The 24,049-nt window shown below is 41.2% G+C and carries 18 protein-coding genes and 1 other RNA gene; 4 read left to right on the top strand and 15 right to left on the bottom strand.

Annotated features, from left to right (window positions below):
- Nucleotides 1-9 precede the first annotated feature (9 nt).
- The 8 genes from PSH41_RS15370 to PSH41_RS15335 form a co-directional block, all read right to left on the bottom strand.
- Nucleotides 10-336, bottom strand: coding sequence for a helix-turn-helix domain-containing protein (locus PSH41_RS15370; protein ID WP_273589879.1), 327 nt, complete (start codon nucleotides 334-336; stop codon nucleotides 10-12).
- Between the two features lie 158 nt (nucleotides 337-494).
- Complete coding sequence (locus PSH41_RS15365) at nucleotides 495-2,474, bottom strand: ATP-binding protein (protein WP_273589880.1); 1,980 nt, start codon at nucleotides 2,472-2,474, stop codon at nucleotides 495-497.
- Nucleotides 2,464-3,717, bottom strand: a complete 1,254-nt coding sequence (locus PSH41_RS15360) for an SIR2 family protein (RefSeq protein WP_273589881.1) — start codon at nucleotides 3,715-3,717, stop codon at nucleotides 2,464-2,466. The genes PSH41_RS15365 and PSH41_RS15360 overlap by 11 nt, the downstream gene beginning before the upstream one ends.
- A 90-nt stretch (nucleotides 3,718-3,807) precedes the next feature.
- A complete protein-coding gene (locus PSH41_RS15355) occupies nucleotides 3,808-4,809 on the bottom strand; it encodes a TniB family NTP-binding protein (RefSeq protein WP_273589882.1) in 1,002 nt (333 codons plus the stop codon).
- Between the two features lie 2 nt (nucleotides 4,810-4,811).
- Nucleotides 4,812-6,635 (bottom strand): Mu transposase C-terminal domain-containing protein, encoded by a 1,824-nt coding sequence (locus PSH41_RS15350; protein WP_273589883.1) that lies wholly within the window; start codon nucleotides 6,633-6,635, stop codon nucleotides 4,812-4,814.
- Nucleotides 6,628-7,257, bottom strand: a complete 630-nt coding sequence (locus PSH41_RS15345; RefSeq protein ID WP_273589884.1) for a Tn7 transposase TnsA N-terminal domain-containing protein — start codon at nucleotides 7,255-7,257, stop codon at nucleotides 6,628-6,630. Before PSH41_RS15345 ends, PSH41_RS15350 begins: the two co-directional genes overlap by 8 nt.
- A 132-nt stretch (nucleotides 7,258-7,389) precedes the next feature.
- Nucleotides 7,390-7,486: signal recognition particle sRNA small type (gene ffs / locus PSH41_RS15340), an RNA gene on the bottom strand.
- A 138-nt stretch (nucleotides 7,487-7,624) separates the two neighbouring features.
- Nucleotides 7,625-8,500 (bottom strand): DUF3014 domain-containing protein, encoded by an 876-nt coding sequence (locus PSH41_RS15335; protein ID WP_029774228.1) that lies wholly within the window; start codon nucleotides 8,498-8,500, stop codon nucleotides 7,625-7,627.
- 222 nt (nucleotides 8,501-8,722) lie between these two features.
- On the opposite strand from PSH41_RS15335, the gene PSH41_RS15330 reads away from it, so the two are divergent.
- Nucleotides 8,723-9,868 (top strand): patatin-like phospholipase family protein, encoded by a 1,146-nt coding sequence (locus tag PSH41_RS15330; RefSeq protein ID WP_004586945.1) that lies wholly within the window; start codon nucleotides 8,723-8,725, stop codon nucleotides 9,866-9,868.
- 146 nt (nucleotides 9,869-10,014) lie between these two features.
- On the opposite strand, the gene PSH41_RS15325 is transcribed toward PSH41_RS15330, so the two are convergent.
- Nucleotides 10,015-11,988 carry a monovalent cation:proton antiporter-2 (CPA2) family protein gene (locus tag PSH41_RS15325; protein ID WP_273589885.1) on the bottom strand — a complete coding sequence of 658 codons (1,974 nt, stop codon included), beginning with the start codon at nucleotides 11,986-11,988 and terminating at the stop codon, nucleotides 10,015-10,017.
- Nucleotides 11,989-12,121: 133 nt separating this feature from the next.
- Here PSH41_RS15325 and PSH41_RS15320 point away from each other — a divergent pair, with 133 nt between their 5' ends.
- On the top strand, nucleotides 12,122-13,018 hold the full coding sequence (locus PSH41_RS15320) for a GGDEF domain-containing protein (RefSeq protein WP_055253101.1): 897 nt from the start codon (nucleotides 12,122-12,124) through the stop codon (nucleotides 13,016-13,018).
- Between the two features lie 67 nt (nucleotides 13,019-13,085).
- Here the strand turns inward: PSH41_RS15320 and PSH41_RS15315 are convergent, their stop codons facing one another.
- The 6 genes from PSH41_RS15315 to lpxB form a co-directional block, all read right to left on the bottom strand.
- On the bottom strand, nucleotides 13,086-13,424 hold the full coding sequence (locus tag PSH41_RS15315) for a hypothetical protein (protein ID WP_004586942.1): 339 nt from the start codon (nucleotides 13,422-13,424) through the stop codon (nucleotides 13,086-13,088).
- A complete protein-coding gene (tilS, locus tag PSH41_RS15310) occupies nucleotides 13,425-14,729 on the bottom strand; it encodes a tRNA lysidine(34) synthetase TilS (protein WP_273589886.1) in 1,305 nt (434 codons plus the stop codon).
- 91 nt (nucleotides 14,730-14,820) lie between these two features.
- Nucleotides 14,821-15,777 carry an acetyl-CoA carboxylase carboxyl transferase subunit alpha gene (accA, locus tag PSH41_RS15305; RefSeq protein ID WP_004586940.1) on the bottom strand — a complete coding sequence of 319 codons (957 nt, stop codon included), beginning with the start codon at nucleotides 15,775-15,777 and terminating at the stop codon, nucleotides 14,821-14,823.
- Between the two features lie 16 nt (nucleotides 15,778-15,793).
- Nucleotides 15,794-19,285 (bottom strand): DNA polymerase III subunit alpha, encoded by a 3,492-nt coding sequence (dnaE, locus tag PSH41_RS15300; protein WP_054983466.1) that lies wholly within the window; start codon nucleotides 19,283-19,285, stop codon nucleotides 15,794-15,796.
- A 3-nt stretch (nucleotides 19,286-19,288) separates the two neighbouring features.
- Complete coding sequence (gene rnhB, locus PSH41_RS15295) at nucleotides 19,289-19,891, bottom strand: ribonuclease HII (RefSeq protein WP_273589887.1); 603 nt, start codon at nucleotides 19,889-19,891, stop codon at nucleotides 19,289-19,291.
- A complete protein-coding gene (gene lpxB / locus PSH41_RS15290) occupies nucleotides 19,881-21,038 on the bottom strand; it encodes a lipid-A-disaccharide synthase (RefSeq protein ID WP_273589888.1) in 1,158 nt (385 codons plus the stop codon). The genes rnhB and lpxB overlap by 11 nt, the downstream gene beginning before the upstream one ends.
- Before the next feature lie 291 nt (nucleotides 21,039-21,329).
- On the opposite strand from lpxB, the gene PSH41_RS15285 reads away from it, so the two are divergent.
- Nucleotides 21,330-22,913 carry a cytochrome ubiquinol oxidase subunit I gene (locus PSH41_RS15285; protein WP_273589889.1) on the top strand — a complete coding sequence of 528 codons (1,584 nt, stop codon included), beginning with the start codon at nucleotides 21,330-21,332 and terminating at the stop codon, nucleotides 22,911-22,913.
- On the top strand, nucleotides 22,910-24,049 hold the full coding sequence (cydB, locus tag PSH41_RS15280) for a cytochrome d ubiquinol oxidase subunit II (protein WP_024033821.1): 1,140 nt from the start codon (nucleotides 22,910-22,912) through the stop codon (nucleotides 24,047-24,049). Before PSH41_RS15285 ends, cydB begins: the two co-directional genes overlap by 4 nt.

Below are 24,049 nucleotides of genomic sequence, written 5' to 3'. Positions count from 1 at the left end.
GTAAGGTATTTACTCTTTAATTAAGCCTAAAGATATTTCGGAAGCTTTAATACTACCAAGCAGTTTCGCCTTATCATGCTGGTCTGCTTTACCCCATGCGCAAATTAATTCAGCCAAGTCATCTTCTTCACAATAAAAATAAGCCACTGGTACATCTAGCTCTTTAGCGATGCGTTTCATGGTTAAAAAATCAGGGGCATGTTTGCCTTTTTCATATTGGTTCATGCGAGCACTAGCCGTGTTAGGTTCCATGCCTAATGCCATACCTAGCTGTTGCTGAGTAAGGCCAGCTGCTTTTCTTGCAGATTTTAGGCGTGAAGGTGTTGGAGTTTCCATGTGAACCTTAGCTATAAATTATATCTTGCTAAGATTCTCTTAGTATCTAACCTATAAGTGTACTAAGGATATTTTAGTTTTTAAGTAAAGGCAAAAATTCTGCTGTGAAGTTACTACTTAAAGCCCATAATGATTTACATTTAGTAATAAAAGTAAAGCTAACTAAAATCATTATTTTCAAATATTTCAGTAGGAATATCACTAATCACTTGCCCTATTTTCCAATCCATTATTTCAAGCAGCTCAGTTGAGGCCTCAGAAGATACTTCAAAGTAATAACTATAAATCATATCACCAGTAGATCCTTCTTGAGGCATATATTCAATATCTAAACTTTCAAATTCATCCGTAAATTCATCTGGAATTTCCAAATAATCAACAATTCCTATTCGGCATTTAACTTCCTTTCGTTTCCATGCCATCGAGTAATCGGCACTTTTAGATGTTGGCTTAATTGTTGGCTTTTTCATTTTAACTGTCATAGGAAAAGGAAAATCAATACCTAGGAGTAAAGCCTCGCCTTGACTTAATGTTGGAAGAAACGACGCAGATCTCTGATCCATTGTACCTACAGCTCTTTTAACCACTTCTTGGTCATGAAAGTTCGTAAGCCTGTGGACAATTAAAGAGCCTATCTGGCTTAATACATCTTCAGGTATATCTCTCGGTCGCTGAGTTGCGATAACCACATTCAGTCCATATTTACGACCTTCTTTTGCTATATTGCCAAAAGAATCTAACTTTATTGAGCTAGATTCATCACCAATTGTTTTATTGAGAAACTGATGAGCTTCATCTATGAAAACTAGCATCGGATTACTATGGCTAATAATCCCATCCCTGGCCAAGTCCATCAATTTACGACCAATAGCATTAACAAGGATTTCGCGTCCATTAGCTTCAAAAGGTACTGCTGACAAGTCTAACCTCAAAATTTTATTGTTTGAGTTTGAAGAGCTATAGCTATCAAGAAGAGAAGGTATATCTTGGTCTATATCAGGGTCAATTAGCCACTTTAAATAGGAATTTTCAGAGTAAGCTCTTATTCTCGATATAAGGCTCATACAATAACCCAGTTCATTATCTGAAGGATCTCCCCATATTGTCTCATCAATTTCTTTTGGGTAGCCTGAACCAGCCTTTTTTCCTGTTGGCCAAACACACTCTTGAGCTATTTGCTCTGCCAGATGTTTAAAGCACCACCTTTCAGATTTTAAATCTTTTTCAATAAAGTTTAATGCATTGTTATATGGTTCTTTTTTCTGACCTGATTTAACTAAAATATGATTATCAGTAACTTTTATATCACCATAATTATTATAATAGCGTCGCACTATACGCTGACTCAGTATAGCTGAACTCAACTTGGGCATTTGTGTCTGCGCTGATGGGCGCAAAAAAGCAAATATATCAGATTCAGGGAGCTTCCAATGAGGAAAGGTAACAGAATTATTAGGATTAGCTTTTTCATGATTACCGACATAATATGTATCACAATCTAAGTCAGAGTACTCTCCTGTTGGATCTAACAATAATGCCCTCCCTCCATGTTGCTGAACTTCTTGAAGCAACCTAGACATTGAATAACTTTTACCACCACCTGTAGCTCCTAAGACCGCGCAATGCCTCGCAAATAGCTTATCAGGTGTAACAGTTATGTTAACGGCGGAATCATATGGTAGTTCTGCTATATTCAGTTTTACTTCACTTTCTTTCGAGTCTCCTTCAGCAAGAATAGATATTAATTTTGGGTGAGCTGAATATATTTGGCTCCCTAGTCTAGGGTGATTTTTTATTCCACGGTAAATAACTCCTGTTGCTGGGTTAACACTTGTTAATAATTGAATAATTCCTACAGGATTATTCAAACCATTATCAATCGTCATAGCATCTACCGATAGCCTTTCAGCGCCATCTAGCCAAACTTGAACTAACCGGCCTAGTATTGCTGTTTGGCCACAATCAATGAATACAAATTCATTAACCTCACCTGCGCCTACACGATCTCCTAAGTACCACCTTGCTTCTCCAGAACCAGCATCTGATAGATTAACAGTAATTTCTGCTGGCGAAATATTAATAACACTACCAATCCTTCTATTAGTATCAAAGGGTGAAAACCATTCATTAAAACTCATTATCACCCACCTTCTTGGGGTTAATATTTCCAGCAATTGTTTCAAAGGTTTTAAATAATTTTTCTTCTGGAGTCTCTTTTCGACGCTCTTGTAGCAATTCGGAAAATTGCTCGAAAGTACCATCAACTAATGAAATTCTTTTATCCCCTTGTTGAATAGCCTGATCTAACAAATCTCTTATCTCGGGATTAAACGATCCGCTTTCAATAAATAAATCTTTTGTTGCAATAAGAAGGTTAAATTCCGCATTGGTTCTTAAAGCCATCGTCACAGCATTATTGATATGCTTATCATTGAACCCAAAACCAAGGCATATTAATGCTGTTTTAGGTTGTTGGACGCTATTTAGAAATGACGACATCATATCTAAATAAGGTGAATCATAAGAGGTTTGATATTTAGAGCTACTAGGGTAAATAAAAACAGGCTCATCAATTTTTGCTTTATAGTCTACTTTTTTAACTCGCCCATTTTCACGAGTCCAATTAACAGAGCCATGCATTTTATAAAGCTGAAAAACATTTGGGATATAAGAATTTGGACTTTTAGAGTGTCCACTTCTATCAACAATATCATAGCGATACCAGGCAGGGTTAAAATAACTAGGGGATGAAAAATCAAAACCGTCTACAACTACAAAACCTGTATTTGCAGCAGAATGTTCGAATGCCAAATCATAATTAGTTGTAAATAATTTAAGTCTTTGCTGCTTTGGACTTCTTCGACCTAAAGTTCGGATGAATTTATCATGGGAAAACCAATCATTTGAATTTATTTTATCTGTAAAGTTAGTTTCGTTTAAGATAACTGTTTTGGATTGATTTAAGAAAGAAGTAAGCTCTCCGGTTTTTGCTGCATTTGGAAACAAAGCAATATATTGATCACACAATGATAATAATAATTCGATATCATTCCACGGCTCATTTGTTTTTGAATCTCTTTTTTTCTGGTTTTCATCATATTTCACTGCATCAAGAACATCTTGAAATTTATCTGGATCTTGTTCTTTACACTTTTCCCATAGTTGCCCCATACTTGGAGCAATACCTTGAAATGTTAATGAGGTTCCAGAGCCAGCTAAGATAACTAAGTTATCAAAATCAAGTAAGTTACTAATACTTGAAATTAGTGATAAGTAACTTTCATTTTCACCTTTTTCAGGATCATCAATATTAATTAGTTCTGGATTTTTAATTCCATCTGTTCTTTTTACAAATGCCGATAGAAAATTTACTTCACTCATTTATACATCCCTATTCTTATATTTCTATTCAATAAATAACACATGTAACTCCAAATTTCATACACTCGATTCATTTGATAAACCAACACTTCACTTCCTCAACAACTGACTAATAGGCATCCGTTCAGTAAACTTGGTTGCTATAAACGGATCTTCATCTTGGGCGCTTTCAGGTTTGTATAGTGAGTAGCGCTCGACTTCACTTGCTGTAATTTCTGCAACAGGCAAAGTAAATGGGTTTGGCACATCAGGAAACAGTACATCAAATGCTTTAACTAAGTGCTTGGCCGTGAGGGTTTTCGCGTTATCCATTAATGCGTAAAGTACGGCATCATTTAAAAAGTATTTGAGCGCTCTAAAGCAACCTTTTGATAATGAGAACAAAGCAAAAACTGTTGCTTGATCACTTAAGTTTGGCTTTTCGGTGAATGGCATACGATTGGCTAAGCCAATTATTAATTGTACAAAATGCTTTGGGTTTTCTGACAACTTAAAATAAGGCAGCAGCCGCCTTACTAATAAACGCGATGACCATTGAGGTTCGTCTGCTATTTTTTCTGCCCACGGCATACCTACCAAGACAATTGATACACCCGCTTCATCGTTAATGTATTTTAACCTGTTAGCAATCTCGCGGCGTTTTTTACCTTGGTTGTGCTCAATTAGCTCTTGAAACTCATCAATAATTATAAGCTCTGTGCCACACGTTTTTAGGCATTTTATTAATGATGTCGTTAAGCGAGTACCGTTTATTCGTAGTTTGCGCTCTGTACTGCCTATTTGCCCTAAGTCTTTAAGAAGTTCAGCTAGGGTAGATTCTAGTGTCGGGTTACTAGGTATGCGACTTACTAATACGGGGTGGTTCATCACTCCATTAATAAAGTGCGGTAAATGTCGTTCTTTATATTGCTTGATCAGTGCTGTTTTACCTGTGCCTGTATCGCCATTTAACAGCATGCAGGGCTTTTCGCCCGCTAACCCTTTACCAAGTCTTAATCTGTCGAAGTCGTTAAATACCGTGCTTATTATTGGGTATTCAATAAATACATCACGAAATTCATTAAGCTTTTCTTTTTGTTTATCGGTCAGCATAATTAAAATCCATCTAGGTCTGAGATAAAATCATCCCAGCTATCTGTTGGTTGCTCTTTAGGTGTAACCTTTTTGGGCTCTACTGGCTCACTCTGAGCTATTGATTTTTGCGATTCACTACTGACATTTTGATGCTTAGCTAACGCTTTACCCCCTTTTACCTTTGAGTGTTTTGGCGCATTTTTTAACTCTTCAAACTCGTTTTGAATTTTATCATGAATAAACATACGCGCTTTTGCTAAGCCTACATTATCGATAGAGCCCGAAATAAAATCGCGATGAATGCGCATATTTATTTTGTGCTGATTCAAACTTAAATTTTGGGTGTAAGCGTTTGGATCTATGCATGGCACTTTTATGTAATGCTCTAGCTTATCGAGGTAAACGTATATATAAGAAATATCATCTGGGTTTAATTTAATTAAAACTTCTTGAGATACTTTGTGGCTAAACTGCTTTCTATAGTTGGCCAGTTCAGTACTGTCGTAGCTTAAATTTTCTAGCCGTATTCCACCTTTTCGAAGTACCCGATGATTTGAAATACTGAGCACAACATCTAGTTGTTGAAGATCAGCATCACTCAGCATTGTTGGTGGTAACGTACTAAACCCTTGATCCCACAATTGGCTTGGTATGTACTTAAAGCGGCTGTCGGCATCTTGATGGTAAACGTCTACTACCCATTTATGAAATAACTGCATAAAGGTCGTAAAGCGCATGATTGCATCTTTTTTTGGGTTGTATTCATGTTTTTGTAGAATATTAGAAAAAGTTTTACCTGGGATCGGGTCTAGTAACTCAGTGTTAATTGTGCCGAACATACGTTCTACAAAGGGTTTTAACCAGGGCTTTGCGACAGGGTTATATTGAGTATTAATGCCTATTTCTTCACAAGCAAGTTCAAGGCTGTTGCTCCAAAATTCAGCGCCATTATCAACAACAAGTGTTTCAATTTTACCTGCACACTTCCACTCATTAATCGTATCGGGATATAGTTTGACTACTTCACTTTTAGGTTTCATCGCATTTAGCATTGCTCGCCTTACTGCATCATAGCTAGGCTCGCTGAAGCTGAAGTAATAGCCAACAATACAATGGCTATACACATCGACTAACATGGTGAGTGTTGGCCGACCAAGCGGGATATGTAGCTCATCATCTAATAAAATAAGATCAAGCGGTGTATGGTCAATTTCAACTTTTTCGAGTACTCGAGTAGGCCGTGTATGCCCTTCTACTTTATTAAAAGTAATATCAGCAAGGCGCTTACCATAACGAGCGATCATTACTTCGTATTGTGGTAAGTTATCTATTCTGTTTTTAAACGCTTTGTATGTTAAAGGCTTTAAAACACTGCCCACAACACTGTCGTTTTCAATAATAACTAAATCTGCATAATACTTATAAGCAGAAGCCACTGATGGCTTTTCTTTTACTAAGTAACGCTCAAGTGCTTTTTCGAAAAACTTATCGGTGGCTGTATCGCGCTCCCTGTTACCCTTTTTTTGATGGCTTGGTATTAGCGCCATGATATTTTTATCTGCATTAGTATAAGCGCTATACCACCGAGCAGCTGTTCTCCAACTGGGCTTTTTTTCTCCCTCAACTTCAGGCATTAATTTTAATAAAGGCTCAAGGTTTTTTTGTGTCCAACCGCCTTGAATATTAGCCTCAAGCCATTGAATATATTTAAGCTTAGCAAATGTTGTTGTTTTAATTTTTTCAGGAAGGGCTTGTAAATCTTTGGCGTAATTTTGAGGTAGTTTGGTTTCTACTTTTGGTAATGGCTGGTTAAATTCATCTTCAAACAGCCCGTCATTAAACATTGTTAGACCAAATTGCTGTTTCTATTGATATTTCATTTGTAGTTAAGTCGGCAAATAACTGCCCTAGTGATAATAAGCGTAGCACAGTAGCAAGTAGCTCACCGGCAGTTACTTTTAAAAAGTTAACTAACTGGCCCACTTTAATAGAGCCGTATTGCTTAACTAGTTCTAGCACCGATGCTTGCAGCTCTGTTAAAGACTGAAAACCAGAGTAGCGATGCAAAAGCTTTAAGTTATTGAGTGTTGGGTATACACGGATTTGTTTATCTGTAACCAGTATTAAATCACGTCCTTCTTGCTTAGCGATGGTTTGCTTTTCAATAAAACGTGCACGAAAGTCTTCGTCGGCAATTTTGCTTTGTGGTTTTACCTCGATAAATTTTTGCGTGCCGTCTGTGTGGGTAAGTAAAAAATCAGGTGTATAACGGCAAGTACGGTTATCAAACTCATATTCGTAACCTAGTGGCTGTGCTTCAAATGCGGCTATTGATTGTGAAAATTCAAAATGAAAACAAGCATCAAACTCTAAAGAGGATTCAACTAAACAGGTAGATTTATTTTTTTGACTAGCAAATTTATGGAGGTTTTTAACACGAGAGTGTTTGAGTTTTCTTCTGTACATGTGAGTCAACCATCTAACCGTTTGGTTAAATACTAGACTATGCCACCTTATACTTCCAATTTATGCCATCTTTTAGTACAAATATGTCAACTTATACTTCAAACAACACCAAATGAGGAATTTGGGTGGCAGTCTTACCAGCCACATCTCGGCACACACGTCACAAACTGTGGCTGCTCCCTTCCGGGCCTGACCAGGTTCGCCTGCTAGTGTTGCGAGAGGACCAATAAGACTACCATTGAGGGCCTTGGTTGGCGCGGGAAGGATTATCTCTACTTTTGGTGTGTTATTCAAGGGATAATCAAAAAAGAAAGTGCGATTGCATATTTCATATACAATCGCGGTTAAAAACAGCCTTTAATGCCTATTAATTACGCTCTAACTCGGCTTTAATTTTACGCAGTGCTGCTTTTACTTTTTTCATGTTTTCAGGGCCCATACGTAACAGCTGTTTTTGTGCAGCCGGTAATTGCTCCCATTCAGAAAACGCATACTGATAAGTAACCGAGTCTCGCAGTAGCGGTAACTCGCCTTCTGGCTCCGGTGTATCAAGTAATAACTCAATAGCATCTTCTAGCGTTTGATTAAATTCATCATCGCCATAACCAATTTCACTGTACGCGTTGTTGATTAATGGCTTGTACTGCTCGTACATACGCACAGCTTGGGCGGCGCTCAAGCTCGTAAATACTTTTACATACGGTGTATAGCGCTCGTAGCTGTTAGGGTCAATTGTTAAAATGTCTCCTTCGTTTACGCTAAATTCTTCTTCGGGTTTAACCACTGGCGTATGCTTTTTAGCAATTTTGCCTTTGGCTATATTGTCTATAAATACGACGCCACGGCGAATTACATCGTCGGTTACCATTAGGCTCATTACCGAGTCGCTTAGGTATTCATCCATTTTGGCAACCACTACGGTGTCGCTTTCATCAAGCGTTGGTAATGGCTCTACAACCGGCTCTGGCTCAGCTGGGCGCTGAGCAGGCACGCTTAGCTCAGCTGGCTTTTCAGGCTTAACTGATGGCGCATCTACCACAGGGTCGTTTTCTGGCTTTAACTCCATCACTGGCTGTTCTTTTGGTGTTTGCTCTACCTCTGTGCGAGTTTCTGGCTCGTCAGTGGGCGATAGCAGGACGAACGCAGCGGCACACACTAAAATAATTAAAATAATAACGGCGAATAAAAAATTGTTTTTAGGCGGACGTTTTTGAACATCTGACGCTTCTGGTTTATCTGACATACAAACTCCATAAATTTAAATGCATATTACTCAGAGTACGCTGAGTGGAAAAAATTCACTATCGGTAATCACTATTACTTTAAATATAGGCTTTACAACATAAACCTACACTTACTAATTAGAACAACGAGCCATAGTAACTCAGTTATTCTTTGATTCTTCTAGCTTAAAGACTTAAAGTTGATAAATAAAGAAAAGACGTTAAGCAGTTCAAAAACCACTATGAAAATCCAGCAAGTTGACCCACATAAACCTAAAATAGCCCTATTACTTACAGGTGGTGGCGCTCGCGCTGCTTATCAAGTGGGCGTGCTTAAAGCGCTTGCTCATAGTATGCCTCGCACCGCGCCTTTGCCATTTAGAATTATTAACGGCACTTCTGCAGGCGCGATTAACTCTGCAGCTTTGGCCTGTTATGCCTCGTGTGCGCATTTGGCCGTGCGTAAGCTTGAGTCTGTTTGGAAAAACTTTTCAACGTCTATGGTCTACAAAAGCGACTTTTTAAGTGTGTTTGGCCATATTGCGCGTAATATTTTAACCAGTTTTCAGTCTGAGCACATAAACCACCCACCAGGCAGTTTGCTAAATAACCGCCCTTTGCGCGGTTTATTAAACGAAATTTTAGACCTGCACCGCATTGAACGTAATTTACACCGTAATTATTTAGAAGCGATTTCTATTACCGCTTCAAGCTATACAACCGGTGACTCTGTTGCGTTTTTTCAGTCAAACACACAAACACCTTGGCAACGTGCCAAACGCGAAGGTCGCCCTATGCGCATTAACGTTGAGCATTTAATGGCATCAAGTGCTATTCCTATGGTGTTTCCAAGTGTTAATGTATTTAACCACTATTTTGGCGATGGCTCTATTCACCAGCTTTCACCGCTTAGCCCGTCTATTCATTTAGGGGCCGAAAAAATATTTATTATTGGGGTGGACCAACCAAAAGAGTCGCATCCGGCGGGTTACTCGCCCCACTACCCTGGGCTTTCTGCGGTTGCAGGGCATTTACTCGATAGTGTATTTAGCGACACCATGCAAGCCGACCTTGAGCGCCTTGAGCGTGTAAATCGCACTTTAGGGCTGCTTCCGGCGCGCGACAAACATCAAGAGCTGAAACAAATAGAAACCTGTATTATTAATCCATCAAAAAACTTTAACGATATTGCCGCGCAATACTACAGCGATATGCCGTGGGCAATTAAGTTGCTGCTGCGCACAATTGGGGTAAAAAAACATTCGCAATCGAGTTTAACCAGCTATTTATTGTTTGAAAAACGCTACACTCAGCACCTAATTCAAATTGGCTATGAAGATGGCATGAAAAAACTACCCGAAATACGCCAATTTTTAGAGCTCGACTAGCTAATGTTGGCTTTTGCTAATTAAAACTTGTTCTATGGGCTATTTAATCGCAGAGTAAGCTTTGAAACCAACTGAGCTCGATAACTACCTCTGCGTTATTTTAATAACTTGCATCTATGTCAGTAAAAAACATCAAATGCACTTTTTTATTCAAGCCCATCGAGTAGATAATGCTCTACTCGCTCTACCCGCCTAGGCTTACCTTGCAATACCAGTACATCGTTTGCGCACAATGTGGTGCTGGTTGATGGGTCGTCTATTTCTTGCCCCTCTCGGCGCAAAGCTTTTACAGTCACGCGGCGTTTAGATAAGTTAAGCTCGTCTATTGTTTTATCCACCGCATAGGCTTGTTCTGGCAACGCAACTACGTGTAAGTATTCTAAGCGCTCAGAGGAGGTTTCTTCGTTGTCTTTAAAGTAACCGGCGTAAAAACTTTGCATAAGCGGGTAGCGATTACGGCGCTCTTTACTAACACGGCGCACAATACGTGTCATCGGTACACCCGACATCGACAACACATGCGAAACCAACATTAAGCTTGCCTCTAACGACTCAGGCACCACCTCAGTAACCCCCAACTCTTTTAAGTTGTTTAATTGGCTGTCGTCGCGGGTTCTTATTAGTATTTTAACGTTAGGCGCAAGTTGCTTTATGGCGTCTATTACCACGTGTGCATGTTCAAGCTCTGTAAAGGTAATAATCACTAAGCGTGCTCGCTCTACCCCTGCGCACTTTAAAATATCTTTTTGTTTTACATAGCCAAATATTACTGGCTCGCCTGCGGCTTTGCCCTCTTGTACTAAAATAGGGTTACTTTCTATGGCAACGTAATCTATGGCTTCGGGTTTTAAAAATCGCGCTATAGTTTGCCCTACGCGTGAAAAGCCACAAATAACCACGTGATCGTTATATAAGGTGCTACTTTTAGGCTCGCTCTCCCTCGCCATACTGGGGTGATCTAAAATACCTAATTGTTTTAAAATTAGTGGGGTTTTATCAATTAAAAACGGGGTTAGCGCCATCGAAAGCACCCCTAAGGCAATTAAAAACGAGACTTGCTCTGAATTGAGTAACTCATGCTGACCTGCCAAAGCAATAAGCACAAACCCAAATTCTCCCATTTGCCACAGCATAACGCCGCAGGCTAGCGAGTCTTGATTGCGCTCATGCATTAATCTGGCACTGAATGCCAGCACGGTAATTTTTAATATTAACAAGCCAAATAACGCGCCAATAATTACAAAACCATGCGAAAGCACAAATAAAATATCGAGCTGCATCCCCACAGTTACAAAAAACAACCCCATTAATATATCGCGAAATGGCCTAATATCAGCCTCTAGTTGATGGCGGTAATGGCTCTCTCCTAGCATCATGCCGGCTAAAAATGCCCCAAGGGCCATTGATAAACCAAACATGTAAGTTAAAAAGCCGGCAAATAACGCCACCAAAATTGTGGTAAGTACAAACAGCTCATCGGTTCGTACCTGCGCTATTTCTTTAAATACCTTAGGCAGCACCCATTTACCAATTGCCCACAGTAATAAGCACACAAACGCGCCTTTTGTAAGCGCAAATGCCAGCGCCCACCTAATACTTTGCGAATCGCTTGAGGCAAACAATGGCAAAATAATAAGTAGGGGCACAACGGCAATATCTTGAAACAGTAATACGCCCACCGCCAGCTGCCCACGGCGCTGGTTTAGTTCGCCAGTTTCTTTTAATAGCTTAACCACCACCGCGGTTGAAGAAAGCGCCATAATTGTGCCAATGGTAAAGCTAGTGAGTAAGCTAAAATTTAAGCAATATAAAATAATAATGAAGAGCAAGCTGGTAACACCAACTTGTAACGAGCCCAGTCCAAACACAATATTGCGCATGGCCATTAGCCGGGATATAGAAAACTCGAGCCCTAAACTAAACAGTAAAAATACGATGCCCAGCTCAGCAATAAACTCTATTTCGTGAGATTGAGCAAGCCAACCAATGCCATGGCTGCCCGCTAAAACGCCTGTTGCTAAATACGCCAAAATAGGCGGCAAGCCAATGCGCTTAAAAAACCATACAAAAAGCACCGCCGCCACTAACAAGCCAAAAATTTGAGCGTTTATACTTTGCAAATTCGGCCTCCAGCGTCAATTAAACTACGGAATGAACTTTAAATATAGCAACCATATGTTTATCAAGCAATTTTAAAATATGGCATAAAAATAGCTTAGTTATTGCAAAGTAACACCCTGGGGGAAGATTTTAATGGAAAATGTCCATATTTTGACACAACGCGTGTCTGGGCGCGGCGATTTTTTGCCGTTTTCAGCAGAGCAAACACACACAAACGAAACAGCGGCAACGCACGATTTAGTTACCGAGCTACAAACAAGCCTAGTAATAGAAGATGTATTGGCTATTTATGCAAAATTTGCCAAACAGTTACTTAACTTTTCAGGGTTGCAGTTTCAATCAACGCTCGGCACTGCACAAACTTCAGATAGCAATACGAACACTAGCCCGTACTCTTACGATTTAGCTATTGGTCGCGAGCACTTAGGACAGCTAATTTACTTTAGCCAATACCCTATTAGTAAAGCGATTGAAAACAAATTACGTGCCCTGCACAGCGCCCTTGTGTACCCACTGCGTAACGCAATGATGTACAGCCGAGTGTTAAAACTTGCCACAAAAGATGCGCTTACTGGGTTAAATAATCGTAGCCAATTTAATGACATGTTATCGCAAAAGCTCGAAAACTGCCGCCGTTACCAGCGCCCTTTTAGTTTAATGCTGCTTGATTTAGATAACTTTAAGCAAGTAAACGACAACTATGGTCATAAAGTAGGTGACGATGTTTTAAAAGAATTTTCGCAGGTACTTTGCAGCAGTATACGCGGAACCGACTCCGTGTTTAGATTTGGTGGCGATGAGTTTTCGCTGATTATTGAAGACCCTGAGTTTACAACAAACAAAGTAGTTGCTGAGCGCATTATGCGCTTAGTCAGAAACTCAAGTTTAATGTCTAAATACAAAGTAACCACCAGCATTGGCTTTACCCTAGCCAATAGCCAAGATTGCGAAACAGAAATATTTGCAAGAGCCGATAAAGGCTTATATAAGGCAAAAGCCTCTGGGCGCAACTGTGCAAAAGCATATTAGTATTTGCTTAACTGTATTATTTATAAAAGCTTAGCTTCCCCCGCTAAGCTTTTTTATTACAAATTAATTATTTATTAGCCAGTAATTTATAAACAAACAAGGCCGCACAAAAGCCAAAAAAGAAGCCGCTCACTAAATTAAGCAATGCTGTTATGCTTGCAAGCGGGGTAAATAACACTAAAACCAATGGTAAACTAACGCCTAAAATAAAAAATAACCCGCCTTTACCTAACCAGTAGGCAAGCAGTAATACCGCCGATACCACCCCGCCCACAACGGCATAACCTAATGTAATAATATTAAGCTCTAATAATACATTGGCTATAACAGCAACTAACGCTGTTATTAACATACCCATTGGCGCTTTGCTAACTAGCGATAAGCCTACATGTGGCTGATCTTTCATTTATTTACACTCCCAAAAAATGCCGTTTTCGTCTTGGTGTTTTTCACTTACAAAATAACCAACAACTTGCACAAGCTCGTCGTTATAAAATATTAAAGGCACGCGCTCTCTTAACCATGGGGCTACTTTTGCATCTTTAAACCAGTGTTTAAGCGTATTGCTGCCTGGCTTTTTTAACGGCTTTATACGCGCACTATTACGATTAAAGCGCACGGTGACTTGCTCGTTTGGTAAAGGAGCACGTAGGCCTTTACCTTGTTGCTTTATTAATACGCGCCCATCATTAAGCGCAAGCTCATTGCTCGTTAGCGCTTCATCGGCTAATAGCGTGTGTGGTGTAACAAAATACAAATACCCTTGATGGCGTCGTATTTGCCCCTCGCTTAAATCAACTTGCATTTGCGCATCAGCCTGCGCATTTATGGCTTGGTTAATTATTTGCAAAAGCTGCTTTTGTGAAGGCATTACTTGGGTAAATAAGCTAAGCCATGCACGAACTACATTGGTTATGCGCACGTCGCTGTAGGTGGTTAGTTGGCTAACGCTCAGCGCTTGATGGGCGTTTACGCTTTGTTTTAAATCAAGTTCAGTGTACTCATCAAGTAGCGCTTGTTGTTGCTGTAGTAACTCGATGCTGCGCCCAGCACAGTGCTCAAAACCTTTAAAACGCTTTGCAAGTAAAGGTACTACACGTGCACGTAAAAAGTTACGATCAAAACGCTCATCGGTATTTGAGTCATCAGTAATGTGCGTAATATTAAACTCTGTGGCAAAGTGCTCTATATCACTGCGCGTTATGTTTAAAAGCGGTCTGTAGCATATTCGCCCGCTTTGTAGTTCACGCATTTTTTGCATTGCGCCTAACCCTTTTAAGCCAGAGCCGCGCTTTAACCGCAGTAAAAACGTTTCTATTTGATCGTTTAAATGCTGACCCAACAAAATAACACTGCCCGCGGGGCTTAGCTCATCAAGTGCTTTGTAACGCGCCTCACGTGCCTGCGCTTCAAGGCTTGTTCGTGTTTGCGGGTTTATTGTTACCTGCGCGGCATTAAACGGTACATTTAGCTCAGCGCACAAGTTTTGGCAAAAGCGCTGCCAGTCATTCGCGTATTGGCTTAAACCATGATTAACATAAATCGCGTTTACGTTTAGCTTTGGTTGCGCTTGTTTTAATAAGTGCATTACATGAAGCAATACCACCGAATCCATGCCACCCGAAAGCGCCACCGTAAAGCTATACTGCTGGTGCTTAAAAAAGTGCTCAAGGGCGTGTTTAACGTGCTGATAAATAGGTGATGCTTGCATGGATACGCTATAAATTTAAGGTTTGCAGTATTTTAAAACAAAAAAGCCGCATAAGCGGCCTTTTTTAACAATAAATGCGTTGGTTAGCTAATTAGCAGTAACCAAACGACATTAAACGTTTGTAGCGTTGATCTAGCATGTCTTCAAGCGATAGCGCTTGTAAGTCAGCAAGGTCACGTTTTAAACGTGTTTTTAAGTTACGTGCCATTGCATCGTAATTGCGGTGTGCGCCGCCTAAAGGCTCTTCAACTAAGTTATTAATTAAATCAAGCTCTTTAACGCGCTCTGCAGTTACACCCATTGCCTCTGCGGCAAGTGGTGCTTTATCGGCGCTTTTCCATAAAATTGAAGCACAGCCTTCTGGCGAAATTACTGAGTACGTGCTGTATTGCAACATGTTAACTCTGTCGCCAACACCAATGGCTAATGCACCACCAGAGCCGCCTTCGCCAATAACCGTACAAATTGTGGGTACTTTAAGTGCCGCCATTACTTTTAGGTTACGTGCAATTGCCTCAGACTGACCGCGCTCTTCAGCGCCCACACCTGGGTATGCCCCTGGCGTGTCGATAAAGGTCATAATTGGCATTTTAAAACGCTCGGCCATTTCCATTAAACGTAGCGCTTTGCGGTAGCCTTCTGGTTTTGGCATACCAAAGTTACGTTTAATTTTTTCAGCTGTATCGCGCCCTTTTTGCTGACCAATCACCATTACTGGTTCGCCATCTAAACGTGCAACACCGCCTAAAATAGCCGGATCGTTAGCAAAAGTACGATCGCCTGCAAACTCGTCAAATTCCGTGAAAATGCGCTCGATATAATCTCGAGTGTAAGGACGCAACGGATGACGCGCTAACTGCGATACTTGCCAAGCGCCTAAATTTGAGAATATTTCCTCTTTTTGCTTAGCGCTTTTTTCTTTTAATTTGCTGACTTCCTCTTCTAACTCAAGGTCTAATTCGCCAGCGCGGCTTATGCTTTGTAATTCTTCAATTTTTGCTTCTAATTCTGCAATCGGAAGCTCAAAATCAAGATAATTGAGGCTCATGCTCTAAACTACCTAATCAGTTAAATTCTAGTTCTACATCTTGTGCCGCCATGAGTGATAACTTATGAATTAAGTCGTCGCTCGGCGTAACACACCATTCGATCCCTAGGGTTAATTGAGCCAACGCATCGGGGCGCTGGTAATAAACCTTGATCGGACACGTTCCCATTTTATAAGGTTCGAGTACTTTTTGTAATTTATCGAAGAAACCTGCCTCGATTTGCACCATGTTCAGCGTCATTTTAATCGCTTTAATGCGTTTTTCACGCGCTTGAGCAATGGTGTTTATTTCTCTGGCGGTCATTGTAATACCACCGGAGAAGTTATCAAAGCTGACCTGTCCAGATATTACCAAGATATTGTTTACTTGAAGCATTTCTTGGTACATTTCGAACTGTTCAGGAAACAAGCGTACATCAATACGGGCGCTCTTGTCATCTAAAGTTATTAAGCCCCAACGATTTCCTTTTTTATTAATTAATGTCCGCGCTGAAATAACTAAACCCGCCGCCGTAGAGAGTACATCACGATTTGTTGGCTGTAAATCCACCAGCTTGCCGCTGGTGTAATGTCTAAGTTCGCGGCGATACTGATTTATCGGATGCCCTGTTAAATAAAGGCCTAGCGTGTCTTTTTCGCCATCAAGCCATTGGTTATCGGTAAGCGGCGTGGCTTTAATAAAGGCTTGCTCAACTTCATCAGGCTCGGTGGCCAGTAAGCCAAATAAATCGCTTTGCCCAAGTTGCTCAGCTTTGTTGTGCTGATCGGCAGCGCGCATGGCATCTTTTAAACTTGCCAGTAATGTTGCACGCCCTGCTTGGGTTTTCTCTGGCCCGAGTTGATCAAGTGCACCGGCGTAAATTAATTTTTCGGTTACACGTTTATTTAAGCGTTTTAAATCTACACGGGCACAAAAATCAAATAAATCTTTAAATGGGCCGCCTTTTGCGCGCGCTTCTAAAATGGCCTCTACCGGCGCTTCACCTACACCTTTAATAGCACCAATACCGTAAACAATTTCACCTTGCAGGTTTACCGTAAACTTAAATTCTCCGGCGTTTACATCAGGCGGTAATAAGGTGAGCTTCATGTTTTCACATTCATCCACCAAGATTACTATTTTGTCGGTGTTATCCATATCGGCCGACATTACCGCAGCCATAAATTCTGCCGGATGGTGCGTTTTCATCCACAGCGTTTGGTACGAAACCAGTGCATACGCTGCCGAGTGAGATTTATTAAAACCATAGCCTGCGAATTTTTCTACCAGGTCGAAAATTTTAATCGCCAGTTCGCCGTCTATACCATTATTGCGTGCGCCTTCTTCAAAGGTTGAACGCTGTTTGGCCATTTCTTCGGGTTTTTTCTTACCCATTGCACGACGTAGCATGTCGGCGCCACCAAGCGTATAGCCTGCTAGTACTTGGGCAATTTGCATTACTTGTTCTTGGTACAAAATAATGCCGTAAGTAGGCTCAAGAATGGGCTTTAAGCTTTCGTGTTGGTATTGGGCATCTGGGTATGAAATTTCTTCTCGGCCAAGCTTACGGTCGATGAAGTTATCTACCATGCCTGATTGCAGTGGGCCTGGGCGAAACAAGGCTACCAAAGCAATCATATCTTCAAAGCAATCGGGCTTTAATCGACGTACGAGGTCTTTCATGCCGCGCGATTCGAGCTGGAATACCGCGGTTGTTTCGGCGCGCAGTAATAGCTCTATACTTTTTTTATCATCCAGTGGAATGGTATTTATATCAACGGGCGCTTTGCCTTCGCGCTTCATGCGCTCGTTGGTCATATCCACAGCCCACTGCAAAATGGTCAAGGTACGTAAACCCAAGAAATCGAACTTAACAAGGCCTGCGGTTTCTACATCATTTTTATCAAACTGTGTTACCGGAAACTTACCTTCGTCATCGCAATAAAGTGCAGCAAAGTCGGTAATGGTCGTCGGCGATATTACAACACCACCGGCGTGTTTACCGGCATTACGTGTACACCCTTCTAGGATGCGACACATATCGATTAAATCTTTTACCTCTGAGTCGCCATCGTAGGCTTCTTGTAAACGCGGCTCAACCTCAAACGCTTTGGCAAGCGTCATGCCGGGATCCCCTGGGATCAGCTTAGAAATTCGATCGACAAAACCATAAGGGTGGCCAAGTACACGGCCTACATCGCGTATTACCGCTTTTGCAGCCATGGTACCAAAGGTAATAATTTGTGATACCGCGTCCCGCCCATACAATGCCGATACATGGTCAATTACCTCATCACGCCTGTCCATACAAAAATCGACATCGAAATCGGGCATTGATACACGTTCAGGGTTTAGGAATCGCTCAAAGAGTAGGTCAAATTCAAGCGGATCAAGGTCGGTAATTTTTAGGGCATACGCCACTAATGAACCCGCACCCGAACCACGCCCTGGCCCCACTGGAATATTGTTATCTTTACTCCACTGAATAAACTCCATTACGATTAAGAAGTAGCCTGGAAAACCCATTTGGTTAATTACACCAAGCTCTACTTTTAAGCGCTCGTCGTATTCGCCTCGTTTTTCTTGTCGCTCTTGTTCATCGGGGAATAAAAACTGCAGGCGCTCTTCAAGGCCATCTTCTGAAACCTTAACTAAAAAGTCTTCAATTTTTAACGAGCCTGTTGGGTAATCAGGCAAAAAGTAAGTGCCTAGTTGCACCGTTACGTTACAGCGTTTGGCTATTTCTACGGTATTTTGCAGCGCTTCAGGAATATCGCTAAATAGCTCTGCCATTTGCTCAGGCGTTTTTAGGTATTGCTCTTGTGAGAATCGTTTAGGGCGGCGTTTATCATCAAGGGTATAACCGTCAAAAATAGCCACACGAATTTCGTGCGCTTCAAAATTTTCGGGCTTTAAAAAAACCACTTCGTTTGTGGCAACAACGGGCAGTTGCTCTTTAGCTGCAAGCTCTACCGCCATATGCAGGTAGTCTTCTTCAAGCGGGCGGTCGGTGCGAATAAGCTCTAAATAGTAATGATCGCTAAAATGCTGCTTATAAAAGCTCACTACAGATTCAATAACGCCTGGGTTATTTTTTAATAACGCTTTACCTAAATCACCATCTTTTGCGCCTGAGAGAATAATAAGCCCTTCTTTGTGCTTAACTAGCCATTCTCGGTCAATCACCGGGCGATGAAATATATGCCCGCGTTGGTAAGCTTCAGATATTAATAAGGTAATGTTTTTATAACCGTCGTTGTTTTTAGCTAGCAACGTAATACGGCTTGGCTCATCTGGAAACTCTGGGCTGCGCAACCAAAAATCGGCTCCCACTATGGGTTTAATACCGGCACTGTGGGTTGCGCCATAAAAACGCACTAAACCACAAAAGTTCATTTGATCGGTAATTGCCAGCGCGGGCATTTCAAGCTCTTGCGCTTTAGCAACAATAGGCTTGGTTTTAGCTAAGCCATCGACCATCGAAAAGTCTGAGTGAACCCGTAAATGTACAAAATCTGGAGCGGCCATTATTTATGCCTCGCCCTTTGCTTGCATTAGCACACGTTGTACCGGCTTAAAGCTTTTACGGTGCTCATCAATAGCGCCGTATTGCTCAAGCGCTGCAAAATGTGCTTTAGTTGGATACCCCTTGTGCCCTGCAAACCCGTATTGCGGGTAGCGTGTATCAAGCTCAAGCATTTCATCATCACGCGCTACTTTGGCTAAAATAGAGGCTGCTGAAATTTCAGCCACTAAACTGTCGCCTTTAACAACTGCTTGAGCCGGCATAGCTAATTTAGGTAAGCGGTTACCATCTACAAATACAAACTCTGGTTGTGTACTTAACCCCTCAACTGCACGCGTCATTGCAAGCATAGTTGCATGCAAAATGTTTAATTCGTCAATTTCTGTTGGGCTACAACGACCAATGGCATAACACAGCGCTTTTTGTTTTATTTCTATAGCCAGTGCTTGGCGCTTTTTGTCGGTTAGCTTTTTAGAGTCAGCTAAACCTGCAATAGGATTCGCTGGGTCAAGTATTACCGAAGCGGTAACAACATCGCCGACAAGCGGGCCACGCCCTACTTCATCTACACCGGCAATTAAGGTTACGTTGGGTCGTTCAATTTGCATTTATTAACTCCGCCACAGCATTAGCTGCTTGTTTGCTGGCATTTAATCTAATTTTTTCGTGGATGGCTAAAAAGCGTGCTTTTAGTTCTTTATTATCGGTATTTAGCATAGGCGTAAGTGCGCCCGTTAAATTAGCCACGTTACATTCACTTTGTAAAAACTCCGGCACGAGTTCTTCATCGGCTAATAAGTTTGGCAGTGAAAAATATTTAATGTTAAAGGTAAACAAGGTTTTAAAAATCCAATAACTCATTGGCTTAATTTTATAACCTACAACCATAGGCTTTTTATACAGCATGCCTTCGAGCGTTGCTGTGCCTGATGCAAGTAAAATGGCATCGGCTGCTTGCATGGCTAGTTTTGACTGACCATCGAGTAGGTTTACATTTAAATTTGGTGCAGTGGCATTTAAAATTTCACTAAATTGCGCTTTGCGTTTTTCGTTAACCAGCGGCACCACTATTTTAAGCTCTGGGTTTTGCGCTTGTAACTGCGCAGCTGTATTTATATAGGTTTCGCTGAGCAAGCCTACTTCTGAACCACGGCTACCTGGCAGTAAAGCCAGTACTTTGTCGTCGGTATTTAGGCCAAGTTCTTGGCGGGCTTGGCTATCGTCGTGCTCAAGCGCTATATCGTCAGCTAAGGTGTGCCCTACAAATGTACACGGTACTTGGTGCTTATCGTAAAATTCTTTTTCAAACGGCAGCAAAGCAAGCACTAAATTTGTGGCAGCACTAATGGTATGAATGCGTTTTTCGCGCCACGCCCAAACCGACGGGCTTACGTATTGAATGGTTTTAATACCGGCATCTTTTAAAGGCTTTTCTACGCGTAGGTTAAAATCGGGCGCATCAATACCAATAAATACATCGGGTGGGTTATCTTTAAAGTGCTGCACCAGCTGCTTACGTATTTTAAGTAAACGCGGCAAACGCCCTAATACTTCAACCAGCCCCATTACCGAGAGCTCGTCCATATCGTAAAGCGTTTTACAGCCTTGCGCCTGCATTTTTGGCCCTGCAATGCCTTCAAATATGGCATCTGGAAAGTGCGTTTTAAGTGCTTTAATTAAGCCTTCGCCTAAAATATCGCCCGACAGCTCACCTGCCACAATACCAATACGTAGTTGTTTTTTCTCTTTATTCATTCGACTTTATTTATCAGGCGTTCATAGCGGTTAGTTTACCGTGTTTTAATGTTTGGTTAAACGCTTTAAATTAACGATTATTTGTAACTAATTTAGCACCAAACGATTGTTTGTATTTCATACTGATGTAGCATGGTGAATATATATTAACTTTTTCTAATATGTTTATTGACAAAAATTGTGCAAACGTAAATAATATTCCAAACTTTCAGTAATTACTGAAAGTTCATTAATTTTAACTTTGCCAATTATTAATTGCCTTGTTAACCCGTCACCCTCAAGGAGCCAAAAATGATAGATGAAACCTTTGTGGATCTATCGCGATTGCAGTTTGCTGTTACCGCACTCTTCCATTTCTTATTCGTACCTTTAACCATAGGTATGACCTGGATTTTAGTTATTATGGAATCGGTTTATGTTATGACCGGTCGCGAAATTTATCGTGATATGACTAAGTTTTGGGGAAAATTGTTTGGTATTAACTTTGCCATTGGGGTGGCAACGGGCCTGACCATGGAGTTTGAGTTTGGTACTAACTGGTCTTATTACTCGCATTACGTAGGCGATGTATTTGGCGCCCCGCTCGCTATTGAAGGCTTAATGGCATTCTTTTTAGAGTCGACCTTTGTGGGTATGTTCTTTTTAGGCTGGGATAGGTTAACTAAACGCCAACATTTGGGCGCTACATTTTTAATGGCGCTAGGTACTAATATGTCGGCGCTGTGGATATTAATTGCTAACGGGTGGATGCAAAATCCGGTAGGGGCAGAGTTTAACTATCAAACCATGCGCATGGAAATGACCAGCTTTGCAGAGCTTGTATTTAACCCAGTGGCGCAGGTTAAGTTTATTCATACGGTATCGGCAGGTTACGTAGCCGCTTCTATGTTTGTACTGGGCATTAGTAGTTGGTACATATTGAAAGGTCGCGATTTAGCCTTTGCTAAGCGCTCGTTCTCGGTGGCATCGGGCTTTGGTTTAGCATCTATACTGTGTGTCATTTTATTAGGTGACGAATCAGGCTACGAGGTAGGCGAAGTTCAAAAAGTAAAACTAGCAACAATAGAAGCTGAGTGGCACACCGAAGAAGCACCTGCTGCGTTTACCGCGCTTGGTTTTCCTGACTCAGATGAGCAGGTAACTCATGCAGCAGTAAAAATACCTTACGCATTGGGTATTATTGCTACCCGCTCTTTAGATGAGCAAGTTATTGGTATTTCTGATTTAGAGAAAAAACACGAGGTACGCATTCGTAACGGGATGATAGCGTACGAATACCTCCAAAAACTAAGAAATGGCGATGACAGCGAAGAAAACATAGCTAAATTTGACTCTCTTAAAGCCGATTTAGGTTATGGCTTGCTGCTTAAGCGCTATACCCCCAATGTGGTAGATGCCACAGAAGAGCACATTCAAATGGCAGTTAAAGACTCGTTCCCTAAAGTGGGGCCTATGTTTTGGTCATTTAGAATAATGGTGGCCTGTGGTGTAGTTATGCTGGCCGTATTTGTATTGGCATTTTATTACAACGCACACCGTATTATTGAGCAAAAACGTTGGCTACTGTGGGCTGCAGTATTAAGTATTCCACTACCATGGATTGCAATAGAGTTTGGTTGGATCGTTGCTGAATATGGTCGCCAGCCTTGGGCTATATCAGAAATATTACCGACCTTTTTAGCGACCTCGTCACTGACGGTAAACGATATTTTAATTAGCTTAACTGGGTTTATTATTTTTTACACTGGCCTTGCCATTGTAGAAGGTTGGTTAATGGTGCGCTTTATTAAACAAGGCCCAAGCTCGTTACATACAGGTAAGTATCACTTTGAGTTACCAAACAAAGCAGATAAAGACGCAGGAGAGCAATTATGATTTTTGATTATGAAACATTAAAAATGCTGTGGTGGTTGCTCATTGGCGTACTGCTAATAGGCTTTGCAATTACCGATGGCATGGATATGGGCGTAGCGATGCTGCTTCGCCTAGTTGGTAAAACAGACTCAGAGCGCCGCACGGTAATAAACACCATTGGCGCCCACTGGGACGGTAACCAAGTATGGTTTATTACCGCTGGCGGCGCTTTATTTGCAGCGTGGCCTATGGTGTATGCCGCTGCATTTTCGGGCTTTTACTTTGCCATGATGCTGGTATTGTTTGCGTTATTTTTTAGACCTTTAGGTTTTGATTACCGCTCAAAAATAGACTCTAAACGCTGGCGTAATAACTGGGATTGGGGCTTATTTGCAGGCAGCGCCATTCCGGCTTTAGTATTTGGTGTGGCATTTGGTAACTTATTTTTAGGTGTACCATTTAACATTGATAACTTACTGCGTGTAAGTTACCAAGGCTCGTTTTTTGGCTTACTCAACCCATTTGGCCTACTGGCAGGTTTAATTAGTATCACTATGTTAATTGCCCATGCAGGCATGTGGCTACAACTGCGCACAGCAGATGCCGTTGCAGAGCGCTCAGCGCAATATGGCCGCTACGCATTAGTGGTATTTATTGTACTGTTTGCGGCTGCGGGTTTTTGGGTAGCAAACATAAATGGCTACCAAATTGTTTCTATGCCTGATACGCAAAGCCATGCAGATCCGTTGGCAAAAGTTGTAAGCACAGCGCAAGGTGCGTGGCTTAATAATTACAGCGAGCGCCCATGGACAATGACCTTCCCTATTTTAGGCTTTGTTATGGCACTCAGTGCTTTACTGTTCTCTAAACTAAACAAGCCAGCGCTTGGGCTTATTTCAACCAGTATCATGTTAATTGGCGTTATTATGACGGCGGGTGTGTCGCTGTTCCCATTTATTATGCCATCTGTTAATAACCCAGATATTAGCTTAACTATTTGGGATGCGGTGTCGAGCCATAGAACGCTTAATATTATGTTTGTTGCTGTTGTTATATTTATTCCGTTAATTTTGGCCTACACCACCTGGTGTTATGTAAAAATGTGGCGCAGAGTAACGGTAGACGAAATTGAAAACAACACGCACGGTAGCTACTAA

This window comes from Pseudoalteromonas sp. CST2, assembly GCF_028599385.1.
GTDB lineage: Bacteria > Pseudomonadota > Gammaproteobacteria > Enterobacterales > Alteromonadaceae > Pseudoalteromonas > Pseudoalteromonas atlantica.
Note: the sequence above shows the minus strand (reverse complement) of the source record. Positions and strands in the feature narration are given on the sequence as shown.

What these genes read in the sequence shown, in the direction of transcription:
- PSH41_RS15360 (WP_273589881.1), bottom strand. Translation starts at nt 3,717, where the DNA reads ATGAGTGAAGTAAATTTTCTATCGGCATTTGTAAAAAGAACAGATGGA.
- cydB (WP_024033821.1), top strand. Translation starts at nt 22,910, where the DNA reads ATGATTTTTGATTATGAAACATTAAAAATGCTGTGGTGGTTGCTCATT.
- dnaE (WP_054983466.1), bottom strand. Translation starts at nt 19,285, where the DNA reads ATGGCCGCTCCAGATTTTGTACATTTACGGGTTCACTCAGACTTTTCG.
- lpxB (WP_273589888.1), bottom strand. Translation starts at nt 21,038, where the DNA reads ATGAATAAAGAGAAAAAACAACTACGTATTGGTATTGTGGCAGGTGAG.
- tilS (WP_273589886.1), bottom strand. Translation starts at nt 14,729, where the DNA reads ATGCAAGCATCACCTATTTATCAGCACGTTAAACACGCCCTTGAGCAC.
- PSH41_RS15320 (WP_055253101.1), top strand. Translation starts at nt 12,122, where the DNA reads ATGGAAAATGTCCATATTTTGACACAACGCGTGTCTGGGCGCGGCGAT.
- PSH41_RS15350 (WP_273589883.1), bottom strand. Translation starts at nt 6,635, where the DNA reads ATGTTTAATGACGGGCTGTTTGAAGATGAATTTAACCAGCCATTACCA.
- PSH41_RS15365 (WP_273589880.1), bottom strand. Translation starts at nt 2,474, where the DNA reads ATGAGTTTTAATGAATGGTTTTCACCCTTTGATACTAATAGAAGGATT.
- PSH41_RS15355 (WP_273589882.1), bottom strand. Translation starts at nt 4,809, where the DNA reads ATGCTGACCGATAAACAAAAAGAAAAGCTTAATGAATTTCGTGATGTA.
- PSH41_RS15285 (WP_273589889.1), top strand. Translation starts at nt 21,330, where the DNA reads ATGATAGATGAAACCTTTGTGGATCTATCGCGATTGCAGTTTGCTGTT.
- PSH41_RS15370 (WP_273589879.1), bottom strand. Translation starts at nt 336, where the DNA reads ATGGAAACTCCAACACCTTCACGCCTAAAATCTGCAAGAAAAGCAGCT.
- PSH41_RS15345 (WP_273589884.1), bottom strand. Translation starts at nt 7,257, where the DNA reads ATGTACAGAAGAAAACTCAAACACTCTCGTGTTAAAAACCTCCATAAA.
- PSH41_RS15315 (WP_004586942.1), bottom strand. Translation starts at nt 13,424, where the DNA reads ATGAAAGATCAGCCACATGTAGGCTTATCGCTAGTTAGCAAAGCGCCA.
- rnhB (WP_273589887.1), bottom strand. Translation starts at nt 19,891, where the DNA reads ATGCAAATTGAACGACCCAACGTAACCTTAATTGCCGGTGTAGATGAA.
- accA (WP_004586940.1), bottom strand. Translation starts at nt 15,777, where the DNA reads ATGAGCCTCAATTATCTTGATTTTGAGCTTCCGATTGCAGAATTAGAA.
- PSH41_RS15330 (WP_004586945.1), top strand. Translation starts at nt 8,723, where the DNA reads ATGAAAATCCAGCAAGTTGACCCACATAAACCTAAAATAGCCCTATTA.
- PSH41_RS15335 (WP_029774228.1), bottom strand. Translation starts at nt 8,500, where the DNA reads ATGTCAGATAAACCAGAAGCGTCAGATGTTCAAAAACGTCCGCCTAAA.